The organism is Amycolatopsis sp. NPDC052450 (assembly GCF_044547565.1).
Taxonomy (GTDB): Bacteria; Actinomycetota; Actinomycetes; order Mycobacteriales; family Pseudonocardiaceae; genus Amycolatopsis.
The window spans coordinates 48933-66113 of record NZ_JBIUAQ010000017.1 but is presented as its reverse complement, the minus strand read 5'-3'; the positions used below and the strand labels follow the sequence as shown (position 1 = coordinate 66113).

The following is a 17181-nucleotide window of genomic DNA, read 5'->3' as shown; positions in this document are numbered from 1 at the left end:
ACGGCTGGGCGCGCAGAGCGTCCGAATACGCACTAATGAGCGATATGTCCCTCCACAGTGGGATGAAGTGACCCGCCCCGCTCGCGAATGCAATGAAGGGGCCTTTCATAGCAAATTTTGCTATGAAAGGCCCCTTCATTGCACGAGAGAGCCCCGAAGACCTACCGGTCCGCGATGGCCGCTTCCGCCGCTTCGAGCCACTCACGCCACTGCGCGGCCTGCTCGTCGGCCTTCTTCGCACGACGCTCGTCGCCGGTCGCACGCGCCTTCGCCGCCTGCGACTCGAACTGCTCGACGCGCTCGCGGAACTGCGCCGCCCTGGCCTGCGCCTCGGGGTCGGTCCGCCGCCACTTGCTGTCCTCCGCCGACTTGATCGCGTCCTGCACGGCCTTCAGGCGGCCGTCCAGTTCGCGGATGCGCTCGCGCGGGACCTTGCCGATCTCGTCCCACTGGTCCTGGATGCGCCGCATGTGCTGCTTCGCCGCTTCGAGGTTCGCCGCGGGGTCGATCTTCTCGGCCTCGACGAGCAGCTCTTCCTTCTGCTGCGCGTTGGTCGCGAACTCGGCGTCCCGCTCGGAGAACACCGAGGACCGCCGTGCGAAGAACTTGTCCTGCGCCGCGCGGAAACGCTGCCAGAGCGCCTCGTCGCTGTCCTTGGGCGCGCGGCCGGCGGCCTTCCACTCGGTCATCAGGTCCTTGTAGCGACCCGCCGTCTCGCCCCAGTCCGAGGATTCCGAGAGCGCTTCGGCCTCGGCGATCAGCTCTTCCTTGCGGTTCTTGGCTCCCGCGCGCTGCTTGTCGAGCTCGGCGAAGTGCGAGCCACGGCGGCGGTTGAACGCCTCACGGGCCTTGGAGAACCGCTTCCACAGCTCGTCGTCGGTCTTGCGGTCGACGCCCTTGACGGTCTTCCACTCGTCCAGGATGGCGCGCAGCCGGTCGCCGGCGGCCTTCCACTGAGTCGACTCCGCGGCGAGTTTCTCGGCTTCGTCGGCGAGGGCCTGCTTGCGCAGGACGGCGGCCGCGCGGGCCTCTTCACGTTCCTGCTTGGCGGCGGCCAGTGCCTTCTCGGCGTGGGCGATGACCTGCTCGATGCGGCCGCCCAGCGCGGCGATGTCGCCGACGACGGCGGCTTCGGCGAGACCGTCGCGCAGCTGCGTGGCCGTGGCGAGCGCGTGCTTCGGATCGCCCGCGCCGGACTCCAGTCGCGTCTCCAGCAGCTCGACCTCGGTGCGCAGGTCGTCGAAGCGGCGCGCGTAGTGGAGCAGACCCTCGTCCGGGCTCCCGGCCTGCCAGACCCCGACCGCGCGTTCGCCGTCGGGCGTGTTGACGTACACCGTTCCTTCGTCGTCGACCCTGCCCCAAGCGGACGGGCTGGGCTCGGCGGGCGGCACGGGGGGTGCGGGGTGCCCGCCACCGAGCGCGTGCGGTACCGGGTGCGGTGCCGGGGTACCGGTGGACGTGTTCTCCTGGGCCATCGCAGGCTCCTTATCGCCTGTACGCCCGCTGGCGCGGGCGCCCCGTCTACCGACGGGGCCGGGTAATGCGTTGCCGTCTTGCTTCGGGGGCATCAACCCCTTGCGGCATTCAAGCAGTTCAGCGGCCACCGTGGAACCGGATGAACCACCAGAGGGCAGTGATCCTACTTCCGGTGGACCCTCCGTGTCGGTCGGTTGCCGGTGCTCGAAGGCGGGGAAGGTAACGTCGGCGGCCGTGATCCGCCGTGTCGCCGTGCTCCCGCAACCTCCCTTGCTCATTCCCGAACTGGCCGCCGGAGCGGCGGACGAATGCGCCGAGCTGCGCGAAGCCTGCCTTGAAGCCGCGAGGCGGCTGACCAGCGCTTCGCCGGATTGGGTCGTCATCGGCGCGGCCTCGGGCGCGCCCGAAGTGCCGGAACACGCGAGTGGCACCTTCCGCGGGTTCGGCGTCGACCTCGGAGTGTCACTCAGCCGGGTGACAGCACCCGAAACCGAGCTGCCGTTGCCCGCGCTCGTGGCCGGCTGGCTGCGCGAGCAGGGCGGCGCGTCGTCCGTCCGGGTCCGCCTCGTCGATCCCGCAACCCCGTCCGGCCAGTGCGAACAGCTGGGCCGCGAACTGGGGGAACACGCCGCGGTGCTCGTCCTCGGCGACGGTTCGAGCAGGCACGGCCCGCGATCCCCCGGCGGCGAGGACGAACGGGCGGAAGACTTCGACGCGGGCATCCGCGACGCGCTGGCCAAGGCCGACGCCGGGTCGCTGGCCGGGCTCGATCCGGACTTCGCCGCCGAACTCGGGGCGGGCGGCCGCGCGCCGTGGCAGGTCCTCGCCGGTCTCGCGGCGGACGACGGCTGGACCGCCGAGGTCCTCTATTCGGCCGCGCCGTTCGGCGTCGCCTACCACGTCGCGGTCTGGGAGCACGCGTGATCCGGCCGGTCGCGGTCGTCGGGCCGACGGCGTCCGGGAAGACCGCGCTGGCGGTCGAACTCGCCCTCACCCTCGGGGGTGAGGTGGTCAACGCGGACGCGCTGCAGCTGTACCGGGGGATGGACATCGGGACGGCAAAAGCGACCATCGAGGAGCGGCGAGATGTGCCGCACCATCTGCTGGACGTCCTCGACGTCACCGAGACGGCGTCCGTCGCCGCGTACCAGCGCGACGCGCGCGCCCGCGTCGAAGAACTGCTCGACGCCGGACGCGTGCCGATCCTCACCGGCGGATCCGGTCTCTACGTCCAAGCCGTGCTCGACGACCTCAAGTTCCCGGGCACCGATCCGGACGTGCGTGCCCGGCTGACCGCCGAAGCCGACGAAATCGGCGTCGCCGCGATGCACGCCCGGCTCACCGGACTCGACCCCGTTGCCGCCACGGCCATCCTGCCGACCAACACCCGCCGGATCGTGCGCGCGCTGGAGGTCATCGAGATCACCGGGGAACCGTTCTCGGCGAACCTGCCGAAACCCGGGCCCGCCCGCTACGACACGGTCCTGATCGGCATCGACCGCGAACCCGCCGAACTCGACGCCCGCGTCGACCGCCGCGTGGAGATCATGTTCGAAACCGGTCTCGTCGACGAAGTCCGGACGTTGCTGGGCCAAGGCCTTCGTGACGGGCTCACCGCTTCGAGGGCGTTGGGCTATCAGCAGGTGATCGCCGCGATCGACGGCGACGGCGACTTCCGGGCCGCCGCCGAGGCCACCGCGCAGGCCACCCGGAGGTTCGTGCGCAGGCAACGTTCCTGGTTCCGGCGGGACAAGCGCATCCAGTGGTTCGACGGCGGTTCGGAGCGGCTGGCCGAGCGCGTCCTCGAGGTGACGGCCCAGTAGCCTTGGGGCCATGGGCGGCATCGAATTCCTTAAGGGACACGGCACACAGAACGATTTCGTGCTGCTTCCCGACCCCGACGGCCGCCTCGAACTGACAGAGGCGCGAGTGGCGGCACTGTGCGACCGTCAGCGCGGTCTCGGGGCAGACGGCGTGCTCCGGATCGTGCGTTCGTCCGCACTGGATGTCGAGTCCGGCGGCGAATGGTTCATGGACTACCGCAACGCCGACGGTTCCATCGCCGAGATGTGCGGCAACGGCGTCCGGGTCTTCGTGCGCCACCTGGTCGACTCCGGGCTGGTGGCCGAGCGCGACTTCGTCATCGGGACCCGCGCCGGCGACAGGCCGGTCCGGATGCACGCGGACGGTTCGGTGACCGTGCAGATGGGTCCCGCGACCATCACCGGCACCTCGGTCACCGTGGTCGCCGGGAAGCCGTTCTCCGGTGTCGCGGTGAACGTCGGCAACCCGCATCTGGTGTCGGTCGTCGAGGACGACGTCGACGTGCTCGACCTGCGCGACCAGCCCGATTTCGACTCCGACGTGTTCCCGGAAGGCGTGAACCTCGAGTTCATCAACCTGCTGGGCGAGGACGCGCTGAAGATGCGCGTCCACGAACGTGGCGTCGGCGAGACGCGGTCCTGCGGCACCGGCACGGTCGCCGCGGTCGCCGCCGCCCTGCACCTCGCGGGCACCGACACCGGCGAAGCGACCGTCGACATCCCCGGCGGCCGCGTGGTGGTCGAGGTGCGCCGCGGCGGGTCCACGCTGACCGGGCCGGCCGAGATCGTCGCCCGCGGCGAACTCGACGAAACCTGGTGGGCCGGACTCGTCTAGCCGACCGCGATCGGTTCGCGCGGCAGATCACGAAGCTTCCGGATCGGCGAGAAGACCACCCACAGCAGCGCGGCCGTCTGGCCGACCGCGGCGAACCACAGCGTTCCCCGGATCCCGATCGCCTCACCCAGGACACCGCCGACCAGCCCGCCCAGCGGCAGCATGCCCCACACCACGAAGCGCACACTGGCGTTCATGCGGCCGAGCAGCCGGTCCGGGCAGACGGCCTGCCGGTAGGACACCTGCGCGACGTTGTAGACGATGATCCCGAACCCCGCGATCGCCAGCGCCGCGGGGAACAGCACGATCCGCCAGCCCGGCTCGGCGAGCGGGAGAAGCAACTGGAACGGCCAGGTCAGCAAGGGGACGAACCAGATCGAGCGGGCTTGCCCGATCCGCCGGGTGATCCGTCCGGCCAGGATCGCCCCGAGGATCCCGCCCACGCCGCCGGTCGCCAGTACGACGCCGACGATCCCCGGTGACAGGCCGAGTTCCCGGTGCAGGAACAGGATCTGGACGGTGGTGAAGGCGCCGTTGGCCAGGTTGGCCGTCGCGGTGCAGGCGACGATCGAGCGCAAGGCCGCGTCGGTGAACACGAACCGCAGTCCTTCGACGATCTGGGGGAGCAGCTTCGCGTCTTCATGCCGCTCGGGAACTTCTTCGACGGTGCGGATCCGCAGCAGGCACAGCGCGGAGGTCAGAAAGCCCACCCCGGTCATCAGCACGGCGTTGGCCGCGCCCGCCAGTTGGACGAGCCCACCGCCGATCCCCGGTCCGGTCAGGAACGCGACCGACTGGCTGGCCTGGAGTTTCGCGTTGCCTTCCAGCAGATGTTCCCGGCCGACCAGCGACGGCAGATACGACTGGTAAGCGACGTCGAAGAACACCGTCGCGACGCCGACGAGCGTGGCGACCACGATCAGCTGCGTCAGCGACAGGACCCCCGCCCACCAGGCGAGCGGAATGGTGAGCAGCAGCGCGGCGCGGACGAAGTCGGCCCGCAGCATCAGCGCCCGCCGCCGCATGCGGTCCACCCACACCCCGGCCGGCAGCCCGATGATCAGGAACGCGATCGTCTCGGCCGCGGTCAGCAGTCCCATCTGGAACGGCGTCGCGGCCAGCACGGTGGCCGCGAGCAGGGGGATCACGGTGTGCCCGGCGAAGGCGCCCACCTGGCTGGCCGTATCGCCCGCCCAGAGCCGCCGGAAGTCCGCGTGGAAGAAGAGGGAGTCTCTGCGCACGACGCCACCTTGGCCCGAGTGATTGGAAAGTGTCAATCACTTTCGCTCTAGGCTGTCTCCGTGCCCACTCAACGACGTGCCGCCACCGAGGCCGAGATCGCCGCCATGGCCTCCGGAATAAGGCTGCGCATCATCCGGTTGACCTACTCGGAGGCGCTGACCAACAAGGAACTCGCCGAACGGCTCGATCGCGACCCCGCGACGACGCTGCACCACGTGCGCAAGCTCGTCGACACCGGATTCCTCGAAGCGCTCCCGTCGAGACGCGGCACGCGCGGCGCGAAAGAAATTCCGTATCGCTCGACCGGGTTGTCCTGGCATCTTGATTCCCGCGACAGGGGGATCGATCAGGCGATCTTCGAGGCCTACCTGGCCGAGATCGCCGACGTGGGATTCGACGAGGTGCAGCAGACGCGCATGGTCGTCCAGGTACCGGACGAGCAGATAGCGGAGTTCGAAGCACGGCTCATGGAGCTTGTCGACGACTTCATCTCCCGGCCGGTCGACCCGGACGCGAAACGCACGGCCATCTACCTGTCGAAGTATCCCAGCAGGTAATGAATTCGGTCCCGCCACCGAAACGTGGGACCATGGAGGCACGATGACGGAACTGACACACAACGATCTGAACGACATGGACCCATCGACCGGCGAACTGGAGCTCGAGGACCGCGCCTCGCTCCGCCGGGTAGCGGGCCTGTCCACCGAACTCGCGGATGTCACCGAGGTCGAATACCGGCAGTTGCGCCTGGAGCGCGTCGTTCTGGTCGGTGTGTGGACCGAGGGCAGCGCCCTCCAGTCCGAGGCCTCGCTCGCCGAACTCGCCCGGCTCGCCGAAACGGCGGGCTCCGAGGTACTGGAAGGCCTGGTGCAGCGGCGGATCCGCCCGGATCCCGCCACCTACATCGGCTCGGGCAAGGTCAAGGAACTGCGTGAGATCGTGGTGGCCACCGGCGCCGACACGGTGATCTGCGACGGCGAGCTTTCGCCAGGCCAGCTGCGCCAGCTGGAGGAGAAGGTCAAGGTGAAGGTCATCGACCGCACCGCCCTGATCCTCGACATCTTCGCGCAGCACGCCCGCTCCAAGGAGGGCAAGGCGCAGGTCGAGCTGGCCCAGCTGCAGTACTTGATCCCGCGGCTTCGCGGGTGGGGTGCGGCGCTGTCCAGGCAGGCAGGTGGCCGGGCGGGCGGAGCCAACGGTGGTGTCGGTCTGCGTGGTCCCGGTGAGACGAAGCTCGAAACCGACCGGCGGCGGATCAGCAAGCGCGTGTCGAAGCTGCGCCGGGAGATCGCCGCGATGGACACCATCCGCGAGACCAAACGCGGTCGCCGGGTGGCCAACGAGGTGCCGAGCGTCGCGATCGTCGGCTACACCAACGCCGGCAAGTCGAGCCTGCTCAACGCGCTGACCGGCGCCGGAGTGCTGGTCGAGGACGCGCTGTTCGCCACGCTGGATCCGACGACGCGACGGGCACAGACCCCCGACGGCCGCACCTACACGCTGACCGACACCGTCGGTTTCGTCCGGCACCTGCCGCACCAGCTGGTGGACGCGTTCCGGTCGACGCTGGAGGAGGCGGCCGGCGCCGATCTGCTCGTCCACGTCGTCGACGGTGCCGACCCGACGCCGGAAGAGCAGGTCAACGCGGTGCGCGAAGTGCTCGCCGAGATCACGAAGCGCCGTTCCGAGCCGCTGCCGCCGGAGCTGCTGGTGATCAACAAGGCCGACGCCGCCGACGAGGTGTCGCTGGCCCGGTTGCGGCACCAGATGGCCGGATCGGTGCAGGTGTCGGCGCGGACCGGCACCGGGATCACGGAGCTGGCCGAGGTGATCGCGGAGCGGCTGCCGAGGCCGGAGATCGTGGTCGAGGTGCTGATCCCGTACTCGCGAGGCGAACTCGTCTCCCGCGCCCACGCCGACGGCGAGGTGCTGGAGGAAGAGCACGTCGAGACCGGTACGCGCCTGGTCGTCCGCGGCAGGCCCGAACTGGCCGCGGCGCTGAGCGACTTCCAGACGAACGGCTCGGCTCTGTAAGCAAGCAAGTACATGAAGGCTCCCTTCATCGCGCTGGACGCGATGAAGGGAGCCTTCACTGCGTTCTGCGTGCGCAAGCCTCCGACACGGGCGCCGGTCGGAAGGCAAAGGCGCCCCGAATGTGGCATTGGGGACGTCGGGTGACCCCAATGCCACATTCGGGGCACCGCGCTCGCCGCTGAAAGTGGCCTTCGCGACATTCCGCCCCATCTCGGCGTTCCGACCGAACTGCGCGCCGTCCCGGACGTCTCCGTAGTGTGGGGCTTCAGGGGTTCCACGGTACGGAGGTGGATGTGCGGGGGATTGTCGCGACCGCGGTCGCGCTGGCGGCGTTCATCGGCGGGACGACACCCGCCGTGGCGCAGGAGGTCCCGGCTCCGCAGCCGGTGTGCAAGAACGGCGATTCCCGGCTCAGCGAGCTTTCCGGCCTCGTTTCCGACGGCGAGCACCTCTACGCCCTCAACGACGGCGGCACCAAGACGCAGGTCTTCGTCCTCGGCCGCGACTGCAAGGTCCAGAAGGTCATCTCGGCCGCGACGGACCCGTACGATCCCGAGGATCTCGCCCGCACCGCCGACGGCACCTTCTGGCTTTCCGACACCGGCGACAACCGCAAGCGGCGGGACACGGTCGCGCTGATCTCGCTGACGCCGCAAGGCAAAGCGACGTTGCACCGGCTCACGTATCCCGACGGGCAGCACGACGTCGAAGCGTTGATCATGGACCGTTCGGGCACGCCGTACCTGATCACCAAGGACTTCTTCGGCAGCTCCAAGCTGTACCGGCCGACAGGGCCGCTCACCAGTCCCGGGCCGACTCCGCTGGAGAACGTGGGTTCCCTGCAGATCAAGGAGACCTCGACGCAGGGCGGGCCCGCCGGATCGATCGGTTCGATGACGGTGACCGGCGCGGCGTCGATGGCCGACGGCTCGGTGGTCGCGTTGCGCACCTACACCGACGCTTATCTCTACGCCGTCACCGACGGAGACCTGAAGAGCGCGCTGCAGCGCGAGCCCGTGCGGGTGCCGCTGCCGAACGAGAAACAGGGCGAGGCGCTCGCCTTCGATCCGGACGGGACCCTGTTGTCCGGCGGGGAGGGCGTCGGAGAGCAGATCCGTGCGGTGAAGGGCGCGGCGGCACTCGCCGTGGACGCGGCCAAATCCGAGGGCAGCACGTCGGGTGGCACGGCCGCGGCCGGTGGCACGGGCCAGGGAACCGGCTTCCCCTACGTGCAGGTCGGTATCGCCGCGATCGTCGTGATCGGCGGTTTCCTGCTGGTCGGCAGGCTCCGCAAACGCCGAGCCTGACCGAAGCTTGCCGAGCCTGACCCGGGTCTCCGCGACCCGGGATCCCGGCTTGCTCCGGCTCCGGGCTACAGCCTGCGAAGAACGGCGACGACCTTGCCGAGGATCGTGGCGTCGTCACCCGGGATGGGTTCGTACGCCTCGTTGTGCGGCATCAGCCAGATGTGGCCGTCCTTGCGCTTGAACGTCTTGACCGTCGCCTCGCCGTCGATCATCGCGGCCACGATCTCACCGGGGTCGGCGGTGGGCTGCTGGCGCACGACGACCCAGTCGCCGTCGGTGATGGCGGCGTTGATCATCGAGTCACCGGTGACGCTGAGCAGGAAGAGCTCACCCTCACCGACGATCTCCCTCGGCAGCGGGAAGACGTCTTCGATCGCCTGCTCCGCCAGCACCGGCCCACCGGCGGCGATCCGGCCGACGAGCGGCACGTACGCGGCCTTCGCGGCCGACTGCGGCTGCTCGACGTCGATGCCCATCGGGTTGTCGTCCGTCGCGGCGAGCACGCCCACCGCACGCGGACGGTTCGGGTCGCGTCGCAGATAACCCTTGCGCTGCAGGGCCTGCAACTGGTGCGACACCGAAGAGGTGGAGGTCAAGCCGACCGCCTCGCCGATCTCACGCACACTCGGCGGGTAGCCGAACCGGCTCACCCACAGCTTGATCACGTCGAGCACCTGCTGCTGCCGCACGGTCAGGGTCTCGTCCACCTCGTAGACCTCGGGCAAGGCGCGCACCTTACCCGAGCCCCTAGGCGCGTTCCCCGCCTTGCTCTCCTTAGCCACCGTATCGCTCCTTCATCTCCTGCGTCGCCTCCCAGTACGTCCGGTCGCCCGGACCGACTTCGCGTGTTTTCGCCGGTGGCGGACGGTCTTCCCGCCCACGGCACCGGCGGCGTCCGCGCAGCAGACGCCCTGGTCAACGACGTTAGCCCGCCGGGACGACGATTTCAAACATCTGTTCGATGGACACGCCGTGTCGCTCGATTTTTGTCGGGGGTAGGTGGTACACATTCGCACGGGCGTTCGATAGAACGCCTGTTCGACCTTGATCGCCGGGCCGCGGCCCGGCGCCGAGCGCAGCAGGACTTGCGAGGAGGTTCCTATGTCGATTCTGGCCGATCGAGGACTGGCGCGGCCCAGTTCACCCGGGCCCGTTCCGGCAGGGTTGACCAGGCCCGTTCGGGTGGTTCGGGGCAGGTGTGCCGAACCTTTGCGTCCGCCGACCAGGGCCCGGGTCGTGGCGGGCCGTCGCCCCGGTGTCGCCACCGCCTCTCCGGCGTGCCCGGCGCCGAGGCGGCTTCCGCTCAGGTGGCCGTCGCTCGTCGCGATGGCCTTGCTCGTCGCCGGGGTCATCACCGGATTGGGTCTGTTCTTGGCCGGTGTCCCGGGGGCCGCGGTACCCGAACGGACCACCACGGTGTCCGTTTCGGCGGGGGAGACGCTGGCGGATCTCGCGACGCGATTCGCACCGGGCAGTGACACCGGCGCGGTCGTGGCCAAGATCAAGGAGCTCAACTCCCTGGAAAACGCCGTTCTCGTGCCGGGGCTGCCGCTCACGGTCCCGGTCGCGGCCGAGGTCGCGGAGGGCGGGAGGTGATCCGGAGGACCGCTCTCACCCGCTGTGGGTGAGCTCCCCGTTCGTGTCTGATCGACCTGGCCGTTGCGCTTGCGTGCGTCCCACCTGCGATCTAGTCTCCACCGCTATATGTAGTAGTTACATGGCTGTAGTTGGTCCATAGCTTGGGGTAGACTCGGTACCAGTTGTCCACAGCTGGCCGGTGTTCACCCACCGGATGTCCACAGATCGATCCACATGTCGATCTTTCCCGTCGTTGCGTGGCGACGGGGGCGGATGTCCACTCGGGACCGGCCGGCGCGGAGGGGAAGGTGATCGGCGGATGAGGTGCCCGTTCTGCCGGCATGCGGACTCTCGGGTCGTCGACTCCCGAGAGGTGGATGAGGGTCAAGCGATCCGGCGGAGGCGCTCGTGCGCCGCTTGCGGCCGTCGCTTCACCACTTCGGAGACGATGGTGCTCGCCGTCGTCAAACGATCCGGGGTCACCGAGCAGTTCAGCCGGGACAAGGTGGTCCGGGGGGTGCGCCGCGCCTGTCAGGGCAGGCCGGTCGACGACGACGCGCTGCAGCAGCTGGCGCAGCGGGTCGAGGAGTCGATCCGGTCGGCGGGGCTGGCGGAGATCCCGAGTCACGAGGTCGGCCTGGCGATCCTGGGCCCCCTGCGCGAACTCGACGGCGTCGCCTATCTCCGGTTCGCCAGTGTCTACCGCTCCTTCTCCTCGGTCGAGGACTTCGAGAAGGAGATCTCGGACCTCCGTGAGGCCATGGCTGCCACACCGGACGAGAGCGATCAAGACGCGAAAGACGGCTGAAGCCGCCTCCCGCGTGGGAGTGAGGGAAAAACCCATGACCGAGACCGTGGGAACAGGCAACCCGGCCACAGCGCGGACGAGTGGGAAGAAGAAGCAGGCGGGCGGGCTCACCGTGCGCCGGGTCTTCACCACCGAGGGCGTCCACCCGTACGACCAGGTCACCTGGGAGAACCGGGACGTCGTGATGACGAACTGGCGCGACGGCACGGTCAACTTCGAGCAACGCGGTGTCGAGTTCCCCGGCTTCTGGTCGGTCAACGCGACGAACATCGTCACCAGCAAGTACTTCCGTGGCGCCGTCGGCTCGGCCCAGCGCGAGCAGAGCCTCAAGCAGCTGATCGACCGCGTCGTCCACTCCTACGTCAACGCGGGCCGCGAACACGGCTACTTCGCGACCCCCGCCGACGCCGAGGTCTTCGAGCACGAGCTGACCTGGATGCTGCTGCACCAGGTGTTCAGCTTCAACTCGCCGGTGTGGTTCAACGTCGGCACGACGTCGAAGCAGCAGGTCTCGGCGTGTTTCATCCTTTCGGTCGACGACACCATGGAGTCGATCCTCAACTGGTACCGCGAAGAGGGCCTGATCTTCAAGGGCGGCTCCGGTGCCGGGCTGAACCTCTCCCGCATCCGTTCTTCGCGTGAGCTGCTGTCCTCCGGCGGCACCGCGTCCGGTCCGGTCTCCTTCATGCGCGGCGCCGACGCCTCCGCGGGCACCATCAAATCCGGTGGTGCCACCCGTCGCGCGGCGAAGATGGTCGTCCTCGACGTCGACCATCCGGACGTCGAGGAGTTCGTGCAGACCAAGGCCCGCGAAGAGGAGAAGATCAAGGTCCTCCGCGACGCCGGGTTCGACATGGACCTCTCCGGTTCGGACATCACCTCCGTGCAGTACCAGAACGCGAACAACTCGGTCCGTGTCTCCGACGAGTTCATGCAGGCCGTCGAGACCCAGGGCGACTTCGGCCTGCGGTCCAGGACGAGCGGTGAGGTCATCGACCGCGTCGACGCCAAGAAGCTGTTCCGCACCATCGCGCAGGCCGCTTGGGAATGCGCCGATCCGGGGCTGCAGTACGACGACACGATCAACGACTGGCACACCTGCCCCGAATCGGGCCGGATCACCGCGTCCAACCCGTGTTCGGAGTACATGCACCTGGACAACTCCAGCTGCAACCTGGCCTCGCTGAACCTGCTCAAGTTCGCCACCGAGGACGGCGGTTTCGACGCGCCGCTGTTCGCGAAGGCCGTCGAGCTGGTCATCACCGCCATGGACATCTCGATCTGCTTCGCCGACTTCCCGACCGAGGCGATCGGCGACACCACCCGTAAGTTCCGTCAGCTGGGCATCGGCTACGCGAACCTCGGCGCGCTGCTGATGGCGCTCGGGCACGCGTACGACTCCGATGGCGGCCGCGCGCTCGCCGCCGCGATCACGTCGCTGATGACCGGCGTTTCGTACCGGCGTTCCGCCGAACTCGCCGCGGTCGTCGGGCCGTACGAGGGCTACGCGCGCAACGCCGAGGCGCACCAGCGGGTCATGCGCAAGCACGCCGCCGCCAACGAACTGGTGCGGACCTACCACGCGAACGACGCCGCGGTCCGCGCGCTCGCGACCCAGGAATGGAAGCGCGGTATCGAACTGGGCGAGGCAGGCGGCTGGCGCAACGCGCAGGCCTCGGTGCTCGCCCCCACCGGCACCATCGGCTTCATGATGGACTGCGACACGACCGGCATCGAGCCGGACTTCTCGCTGGTCAAGTTCAAGAAGCTCGTCGGCGGCGGTTCGATGCAGATCGTCAACCAGACCGTCCCGCGCGCCCTCTCCGCGCTCGGCTACCAGGGCGAACAGATCGAAGCGATCGTCGAGTACATCGCCCAGCACGGACACGTCGTCGACGCTCCCGGCCTGCGCCAGGAACACTACGAGGTGTTCGACTGCGCGGTGGGGGAGCGGTCCATCGCGCCGATGGGGCACGTCCGGATGATGGCCGCGGTGCAGCCGTTCCTGTCCGGCGCGATCTCCAAGACGGTCAACATGCCGGAGTCGGCGACCGTCGAAGAGGTCGAGGAGATCTACTTCCAGGGCTGGAAGTACGGCCTCAAGGCACTCGCGATCTACCGCGACAACTGCAAGGTCGGCCAGCCGCTCTCCACCGGCAAGAAGGAGAAGGCCGCTCCCGAGGCCGAAAAGGTCGTCGAGTACCGGCCGGTCCGCAAACGCCTGCCGAAGAAGCGCCCGAGCCAGACAGTGTCGTTCACCGTCGGCGGCGCCGAGGGCTACCTGCACGCCGGTTCGTACCCGGACGACGGGCTCGGCGAGATCTTCGTGAAGCTCGGCAAGCAGGGTTCGACCCTGTCGGGCGTGATGGACGCGTTCTCGATGTCGATCTCGGTCGGCCTGCAGCACGGGATCCCGCTGGAGTTCTACGTTTCGAAGTTCTCCAACCTGCGCTTCGAGCCCGCCGGCATGACCGACGACCCGGACATCCGGATCGCCACCAGCGTCATGGACTACCTGTTCCGCAGGCTGGCGCTGGATTACCTGCCGTACGAGAAGCGGTCGCAGCTCGGCATCTTCACCGCCGACGAGCGCTCGGCACAGGTCGAGGCGAGCTACGGCGCCGCTCCCGCCGCGGAACCGGAGAACGTCGACCTCGACGCGCTCCGGTCCACTGTGGACTCGTCGACCGGCGCTCCCGCCAAGGTGGCGCATTCGACGGCGGAACTGGTGGAACTGAACCTCGGCACCGCTTCCGACGCGCCGCTCTGCATGACCTGCGGCACCAAGATGCGGCCCGCCGGTTCCTGCTACGCCTGTGAAGGCTGCGGAGCGACCTCCGGCTGTAGCTAGCTCACGAGCTGTGCGGGGATGGCGATTCGTCGTCCCCGCCCAGCTTTCGCCGTCGGTCTAGCGGCGGAGGTTCCTGGCAGCGGCCAAGCCCAGGACTGTGGCCGCTCCTGCTCGTTTGGCCGCGTTGGCGACACCGGCCATCGTGTAGCCGGTGTGGTAGATGTCGTCGAGAACGAGAACCGTCCGGCCTTCGAGATCTTCCTCGATCCGGAAGTCGTGGAGCAACGCTTTACGTTCCTCAAGTGTCATGTTCTTGGTGGGTTTCCGGTCCCCGCTCTTCGATTCGACGGTGGTCAGCCGAATGCCGAGTTCCTGAGAGAGGAGTGTGCCGAGCATGACGCTGACCCAGCGCTTCTTCCGGGTGTGGCCGGGGACGGGAAGAATGCGAGTGGCTTCGTTGAACCATTCGTGCCGGACCACTACATCGCTCAAAGAGTCGCACAACGCCTGTCCCGCACGATTGTTCTCTTCTTGTTCTGCCGGGATGTACTTCTTGATCTGCCGGATCAGGTCGGCCGTCTCGGTGTGGACGGTTTCGGACGATCCGTCTTCGACCGGCCGCCTGTAGAAGTCCAGCGCGACCGCCGCGTCGACGAAACCCTGCTGATCGATCTGGATGACGAGAACCTCCTTCAGGAAATCCAGGAAATCGTTGAGCGAACGGTCGGGCTCGAAGTCCATGCGGATCCGGTACGGCCATTCGGCGTCGTGTTTCAGTGTCCCGGCCTTCCTGGCCCTGGGCAGGACACCGAGTACGTGGTCGGTGGTGGCCGGGATGCCGCGGTATTCGAGGAACCAAGCCGAAGCCGAAGGCTCCAGTCGCCAGTCTTCGAGGTGTTTCCCTCGGCGATCGGGCCGATAGCGTGGTGCTGTCACAGTGTCTCCCCCTGCGTACGTGAACCGTTCAAGCTTGGCACGTAAGACCGATCCAGGAACGGGAATCCGTGTCAGAGATCGTCGACCCGTTCGGCACGCTCGAGCAGGCGCTCTGGATCTGCGGCGGCCAGTCGGCGGGAAAGTCCACCGTCTCCCGGCTCTACGATCTGCGCGCGTTGGTCCCGCGCGCCCGATCCTCGCCGAAGACGCCGTCCGCGAGGCGGTCGCGGACGTCGTCGCCGAACACTTCGCTCCCTACCTGGTCTGAGCGAGATCGAGGACGAAGGTCGCCACCGCCAGCGCGAGGATGCCGCCGGGGAAGGCGATGTTGTAGAGGACGCGGGCACGCACGTGGGTGAGGACCGCGCCGACGTAGAACAGCACGAGCCCGACGGCCGCCGCGGTCCCGATGTACGGCACTCCGAGCAGGCCGAGCAGTAGCCCGGCCGCGCCCGCGGCTTTCAGCGAGGCCAGTGGCGGGATCCAGGACTGAGGCACGCCGACCTCGGCGGAGTTCTTCAGGACGAACGGGACCCGCGCGAAGTCGGCGGCGGCGATCCCGGCGTTGAGCACGATCATCACGATGGCCAGGGTGAGATATGCGGTGGACATGCCTACTGGACGAGGCGCGCGCCCGGAACGTGACAGCGATCAGGGCAATCGATTTCCGCAGGTGGCAGGCCTCCGACTTGACGAATGTGCGAAAATCGCACCACACTGGTCCGGTGGAATGGGCTGATGTGGGCGAGCGCGTCCGGGAGAGCAGGCTGGCGGCGGGCATGTCGCAGGCCGAGTTGGCGAGCGCTGTCGGTTTGGAGCGCACGAAGATCGCCAAGATCGAGTCCGGCGGACGGCAGATCGATGCGCTCGAGCTGGCGAAGCTGGCTGCCGCGCTGAAGGTGCCCATGGGGCACTTCCTTCGCGAGCAGCCGGCGGTGCTGTCGCGGCGGACCAGCCTGGTCGACGACACGGACAGTGCCCTTTCCAGGGATTCCTACCGGCTGGAGGCCAAGTTGATGGCCTGGCTGGACGACCTTCGCCAAGTCATCTCCCTCGACCTTCTCAAGCCGCGCAAGGCGGTGGTGTACGACCGAACCGTCACAGATCCGCAGGATGCGCGTGAAGCCGCCTTGTGGCTCAGGAGCAGGCACGGTCTCGGGCAAGAGCCGATCCGGACGCTGATGGCGGAGTGTGAACGAGCGGGGCAGTACGTCCTCGTGTCGGACCTTCCCGGCGACGGGGCGTCGCTGATGGATGGGGATTTCGGCGTGTCCGTCGTCAGCAGGCTGGCTGACCCGGGCAGGCGCCGGGCGACCGCCGCCCATGAGTTGGGGCACTTGGTGCTGGGGGACGAGTACTCGACCGATCTCGGCGTATCGACGTCTCGTGAAGACAGAGAACGTGTCATCGACGCGTTCGCGGCGGAATTCCTGCTCCCGTCCGGTGTGCTGGAACAGGTGACGAAAAGCGATCTGCGTGGCGAACTGATCAAGCTGTCCGCGGTCTTCCGCACGTCGTGGTCGCTTACCGTCCGTCAGGCGGGCCACGTCGGGCTGCTCGACGGGGGGCGAATGACGAAGTGGTTCTCCGACGCCCCGACGAGGGCGGAGCTCAGGGATGCCGTCGGATGGGTTCCGCAGCCAGACCTCGAGGGAGTACGGGTTCCTCCCGCTTACGCCCACGCGGTGATGGAGGCTCTGCGGCAGCACTTCGTCACGCCTGCGAGGGCCGTCGAGCTCATGCACGGAGAGATCGAAATCGAGGATCTGCCGGAGGTCGAAACGGGTAGCGGCTCGTGACCGTTTCTCGTCCCCTGGTTCTCGACGCGATGTGCTTGAACCATTTCGCGCGTGCCGATCGGCTGGACGTCCTTCGAGACCTGCTGATCTCCGACGAATGCCGGACAACTTACGTGGTCATCGAGGAGCTGCGTCTTGGCTCGGCAACTCACCCCGCCCTTCGGGACGCTTTGGCGCTCGAATGGATCAAGGTGCATCGGCTCGACACGATTCGCGAGCTCGAATGTTTCGTGAAATGGGCGGAGCGGATCGGTGCGGGCGAGCGGGATCGGGGTGAGGCCAGCGTTTTCGCGATCGCGGAGTCGGCGGACTGCACGGCGATAACCGATGACCAGGCCGCGATCCGGGTGGCCAGGCGGTACGGCCTGGAGGTGCACGGAACGATCTGGCTCCTGGCGCGGGCTTGCCGGGACGGGAAGTTGACCGAGGTCGCCGCCGGGAATCTCATCGACTCGGTCCGGGACACAGGCATGCGGCTACCTTGCACCGGCGCCGAGTTCGGCGAGTGGGCTCGTGTTCAGGGATTGTTGTGAGGCCCGCGCCCGGAACGTG

16 protein-coding genes are annotated in these 17181 nt (G+C 68.1%); 11 read left to right on the top strand and 5 right to left on the bottom strand.

The window, feature by feature from the left end:
- Positions 1–161: 161 nt before the first annotated feature.
- The gene (locus ACIHAO_RS26010; RefSeq protein WP_396561979.1) at positions 162–1475 is read right to left on the bottom strand and encodes a DUF349 domain-containing protein; all 1314 of its coding nucleotides are present in this window, start codon (positions 1473–1475) and stop codon (positions 162–164) included.
- 235 nt (positions 1476–1710) lie between these two features.
- Here ACIHAO_RS26010 and ACIHAO_RS26005 point away from each other — a divergent pair, with 235 nt between their 5' ends.
- Genes ACIHAO_RS26005 through dapF form a run of 3 tightly spaced genes read left to right on the top strand, consistent with a single transcriptional unit; the run spans position 1711 to position 4134 of the window.
- Positions 1711–2400 carry a class III extradiol dioxygenase subunit B-like domain-containing protein gene (locus ACIHAO_RS26005; RefSeq protein ID WP_396561977.1) on the top strand — a complete coding sequence of 230 codons (690 nt, stop codon included), beginning with the start codon at positions 1711–1713 and terminating at the stop codon, positions 2398–2400.
- On the top strand, positions 2397–3299 hold the full coding sequence (gene miaA / locus ACIHAO_RS26000) for a tRNA (adenosine(37)-N6)-dimethylallyltransferase MiaA (protein ID WP_396561976.1): 903 nt from the start codon (positions 2397–2399) through the stop codon (positions 3297–3299). Before ACIHAO_RS26005 ends, miaA begins: the two co-directional genes overlap by 4 nt.
- A gap of 10 nt (positions 3300–3309) precedes the next feature.
- Complete coding sequence (gene dapF, locus ACIHAO_RS25995; RefSeq protein WP_396561975.1) at positions 3310–4134, top strand: diaminopimelate epimerase; 825 nt, start codon at positions 3310–3312, stop codon at positions 4132–4134.
- On the opposite strand, the gene ACIHAO_RS25990 is transcribed toward dapF, so the two are convergent.
- A complete protein-coding gene (locus ACIHAO_RS25990; protein ID WP_396561973.1) occupies positions 4131–5375 on the bottom strand; it encodes an MFS transporter in 1245 nt (414 codons plus the stop codon). The two genes, dapF and ACIHAO_RS25990, sit on opposite strands and share 4 nt — an antisense overlap.
- A gap of 60 nt (positions 5376–5435) precedes the next feature.
- Here ACIHAO_RS25990 and ACIHAO_RS25985 point away from each other — a divergent pair, with 60 nt between their 5' ends.
- The 3 genes from ACIHAO_RS25985 to ACIHAO_RS25975 all read left to right on the top strand — a co-directional run bounded on the left by ACIHAO_RS25985 (position 5436) and on the right by ACIHAO_RS25975 (position 8717).
- Positions 5436–5933 carry an ArsR/SmtB family transcription factor gene (locus ACIHAO_RS25985; RefSeq protein WP_396561971.1) on the top strand — a complete coding sequence of 166 codons (498 nt, stop codon included), beginning with the start codon at positions 5436–5438 and terminating at the stop codon, positions 5931–5933.
- Between the two features lie 43 nt (positions 5934–5976).
- The gene (gene hflX, locus ACIHAO_RS25980; protein WP_396561969.1) at positions 5977–7410 is read left to right on the top strand and encodes a GTPase HflX; all 1434 of its coding nucleotides are present in this window, start codon (positions 5977–5979) and stop codon (positions 7408–7410) included.
- A 293-nt stretch (positions 7411–7703) separates the two neighbouring features.
- The gene (locus ACIHAO_RS25975; RefSeq protein WP_396561967.1) at positions 7704–8717 is read left to right on the top strand and encodes a hypothetical protein; all 1014 of its coding nucleotides are present in this window, start codon (positions 7704–7706) and stop codon (positions 8715–8717) included.
- A 65-nt stretch (positions 8718–8782) separates the two neighbouring features.
- Here the strand turns inward: ACIHAO_RS25975 and lexA are convergent, their stop codons facing one another.
- Entirely contained in the window at positions 8783–9499 is a 717-nt protein-coding gene (lexA, locus tag ACIHAO_RS25970) for a transcriptional repressor LexA (RefSeq protein WP_125785377.1), read from the bottom strand.
- A gap of 454 nt (positions 9500–9953) precedes the next feature.
- Here lexA and ACIHAO_RS25965 point away from each other — a divergent pair, with 454 nt between their 5' ends.
- From ACIHAO_RS25965 to ACIHAO_RS25955, 3 genes are all read left to right on the top strand, one after another.
- On the top strand, positions 9954–10313 hold the full coding sequence (locus tag ACIHAO_RS25965) for a LysM peptidoglycan-binding domain-containing protein (RefSeq protein WP_396561965.1): 360 nt from the start codon (positions 9954–9956) through the stop codon (positions 10311–10313).
- Between the two features lie 301 nt (positions 10314–10614).
- Positions 10615–11103, top strand: a complete 489-nt coding sequence (nrdR, locus tag ACIHAO_RS25960) for a transcriptional regulator NrdR (protein ID WP_034311932.1) — start codon at positions 10615–10617, stop codon at positions 11101–11103.
- A 34-nt stretch (positions 11104–11137) separates the two neighbouring features.
- The gene (locus ACIHAO_RS25955; protein ID WP_396561962.1) at positions 11138–13954 is read left to right on the top strand and encodes a vitamin B12-dependent ribonucleotide reductase; all 2817 of its coding nucleotides are present in this window, start codon (positions 11138–11140) and stop codon (positions 13952–13954) included.
- 57 nt (positions 13955–14011) lie between these two features.
- Here ACIHAO_RS25955 and ACIHAO_RS25950 read toward each other — a convergent pair whose 3' ends face one another.
- Entirely contained in the window at positions 14012–14830 is an 819-nt protein-coding gene (locus ACIHAO_RS25950; RefSeq protein ID WP_396561960.1) for a phosphoribosyltransferase, read from the bottom strand.
- A gap of 255 nt (positions 14831–15085) precedes the next feature.
- Complete coding sequence (locus ACIHAO_RS25945) at positions 15086–15442, bottom strand: DoxX family protein (protein WP_396561958.1); 357 nt, start codon at positions 15440–15442, stop codon at positions 15086–15088.
- A 29-nt stretch (positions 15443–15471) separates the two neighbouring features.
- Here ACIHAO_RS25945 and ACIHAO_RS25940 point away from each other — a divergent pair, with 29 nt between their 5' ends.
- Positions 15472–16629, top strand: coding sequence for an ImmA/IrrE family metallo-endopeptidase (locus ACIHAO_RS25940; protein ID WP_396561956.1), 1158 nt, complete (start codon positions 15472–15474; stop codon positions 16627–16629).
- Complete coding sequence (locus tag ACIHAO_RS25935; RefSeq protein WP_396561955.1) at positions 16626–17162, top strand: hypothetical protein; 537 nt, start codon at positions 16626–16628, stop codon at positions 17160–17162. The genes ACIHAO_RS25940 and ACIHAO_RS25935 overlap by 4 nt, the downstream gene beginning before the upstream one ends.
- Positions 17163–17181: the final 19 nt, after the last annotated feature.

What these genes read in the sequence shown, in the direction of transcription:
- ACIHAO_RS26010 (WP_396561979.1), bottom strand. Translation starts at nt 1,475, where the DNA reads ATGGCCCAGGAGAACACGTCCACCGGTACCCCGGCACCGCACCCGGTA.
- dapF (WP_396561975.1), top strand. Translation starts at nt 3,310, where the DNA reads ATGGGCGGCATCGAATTCCTTAAGGGACACGGCACACAGAACGATTTC.
- hflX (WP_396561969.1), top strand. Translation starts at nt 5,977, where the DNA reads ATGACGGAACTGACACACAACGATCTGAACGACATGGACCCATCGACC.
- nrdR (WP_034311932.1), top strand. Translation starts at nt 10,615, where the DNA reads ATGAGGTGCCCGTTCTGCCGGCATGCGGACTCTCGGGTCGTCGACTCC.
- ACIHAO_RS25955 (WP_396561962.1), top strand. Translation starts at nt 11,138, where the DNA reads ATGACCGAGACCGTGGGAACAGGCAACCCGGCCACAGCGCGGACGAGT.
- ACIHAO_RS25945 (WP_396561958.1), bottom strand. Translation starts at nt 15,442, where the DNA reads ATGTCCACCGCATATCTCACCCTGGCCATCGTGATGATCGTGCTCAAC.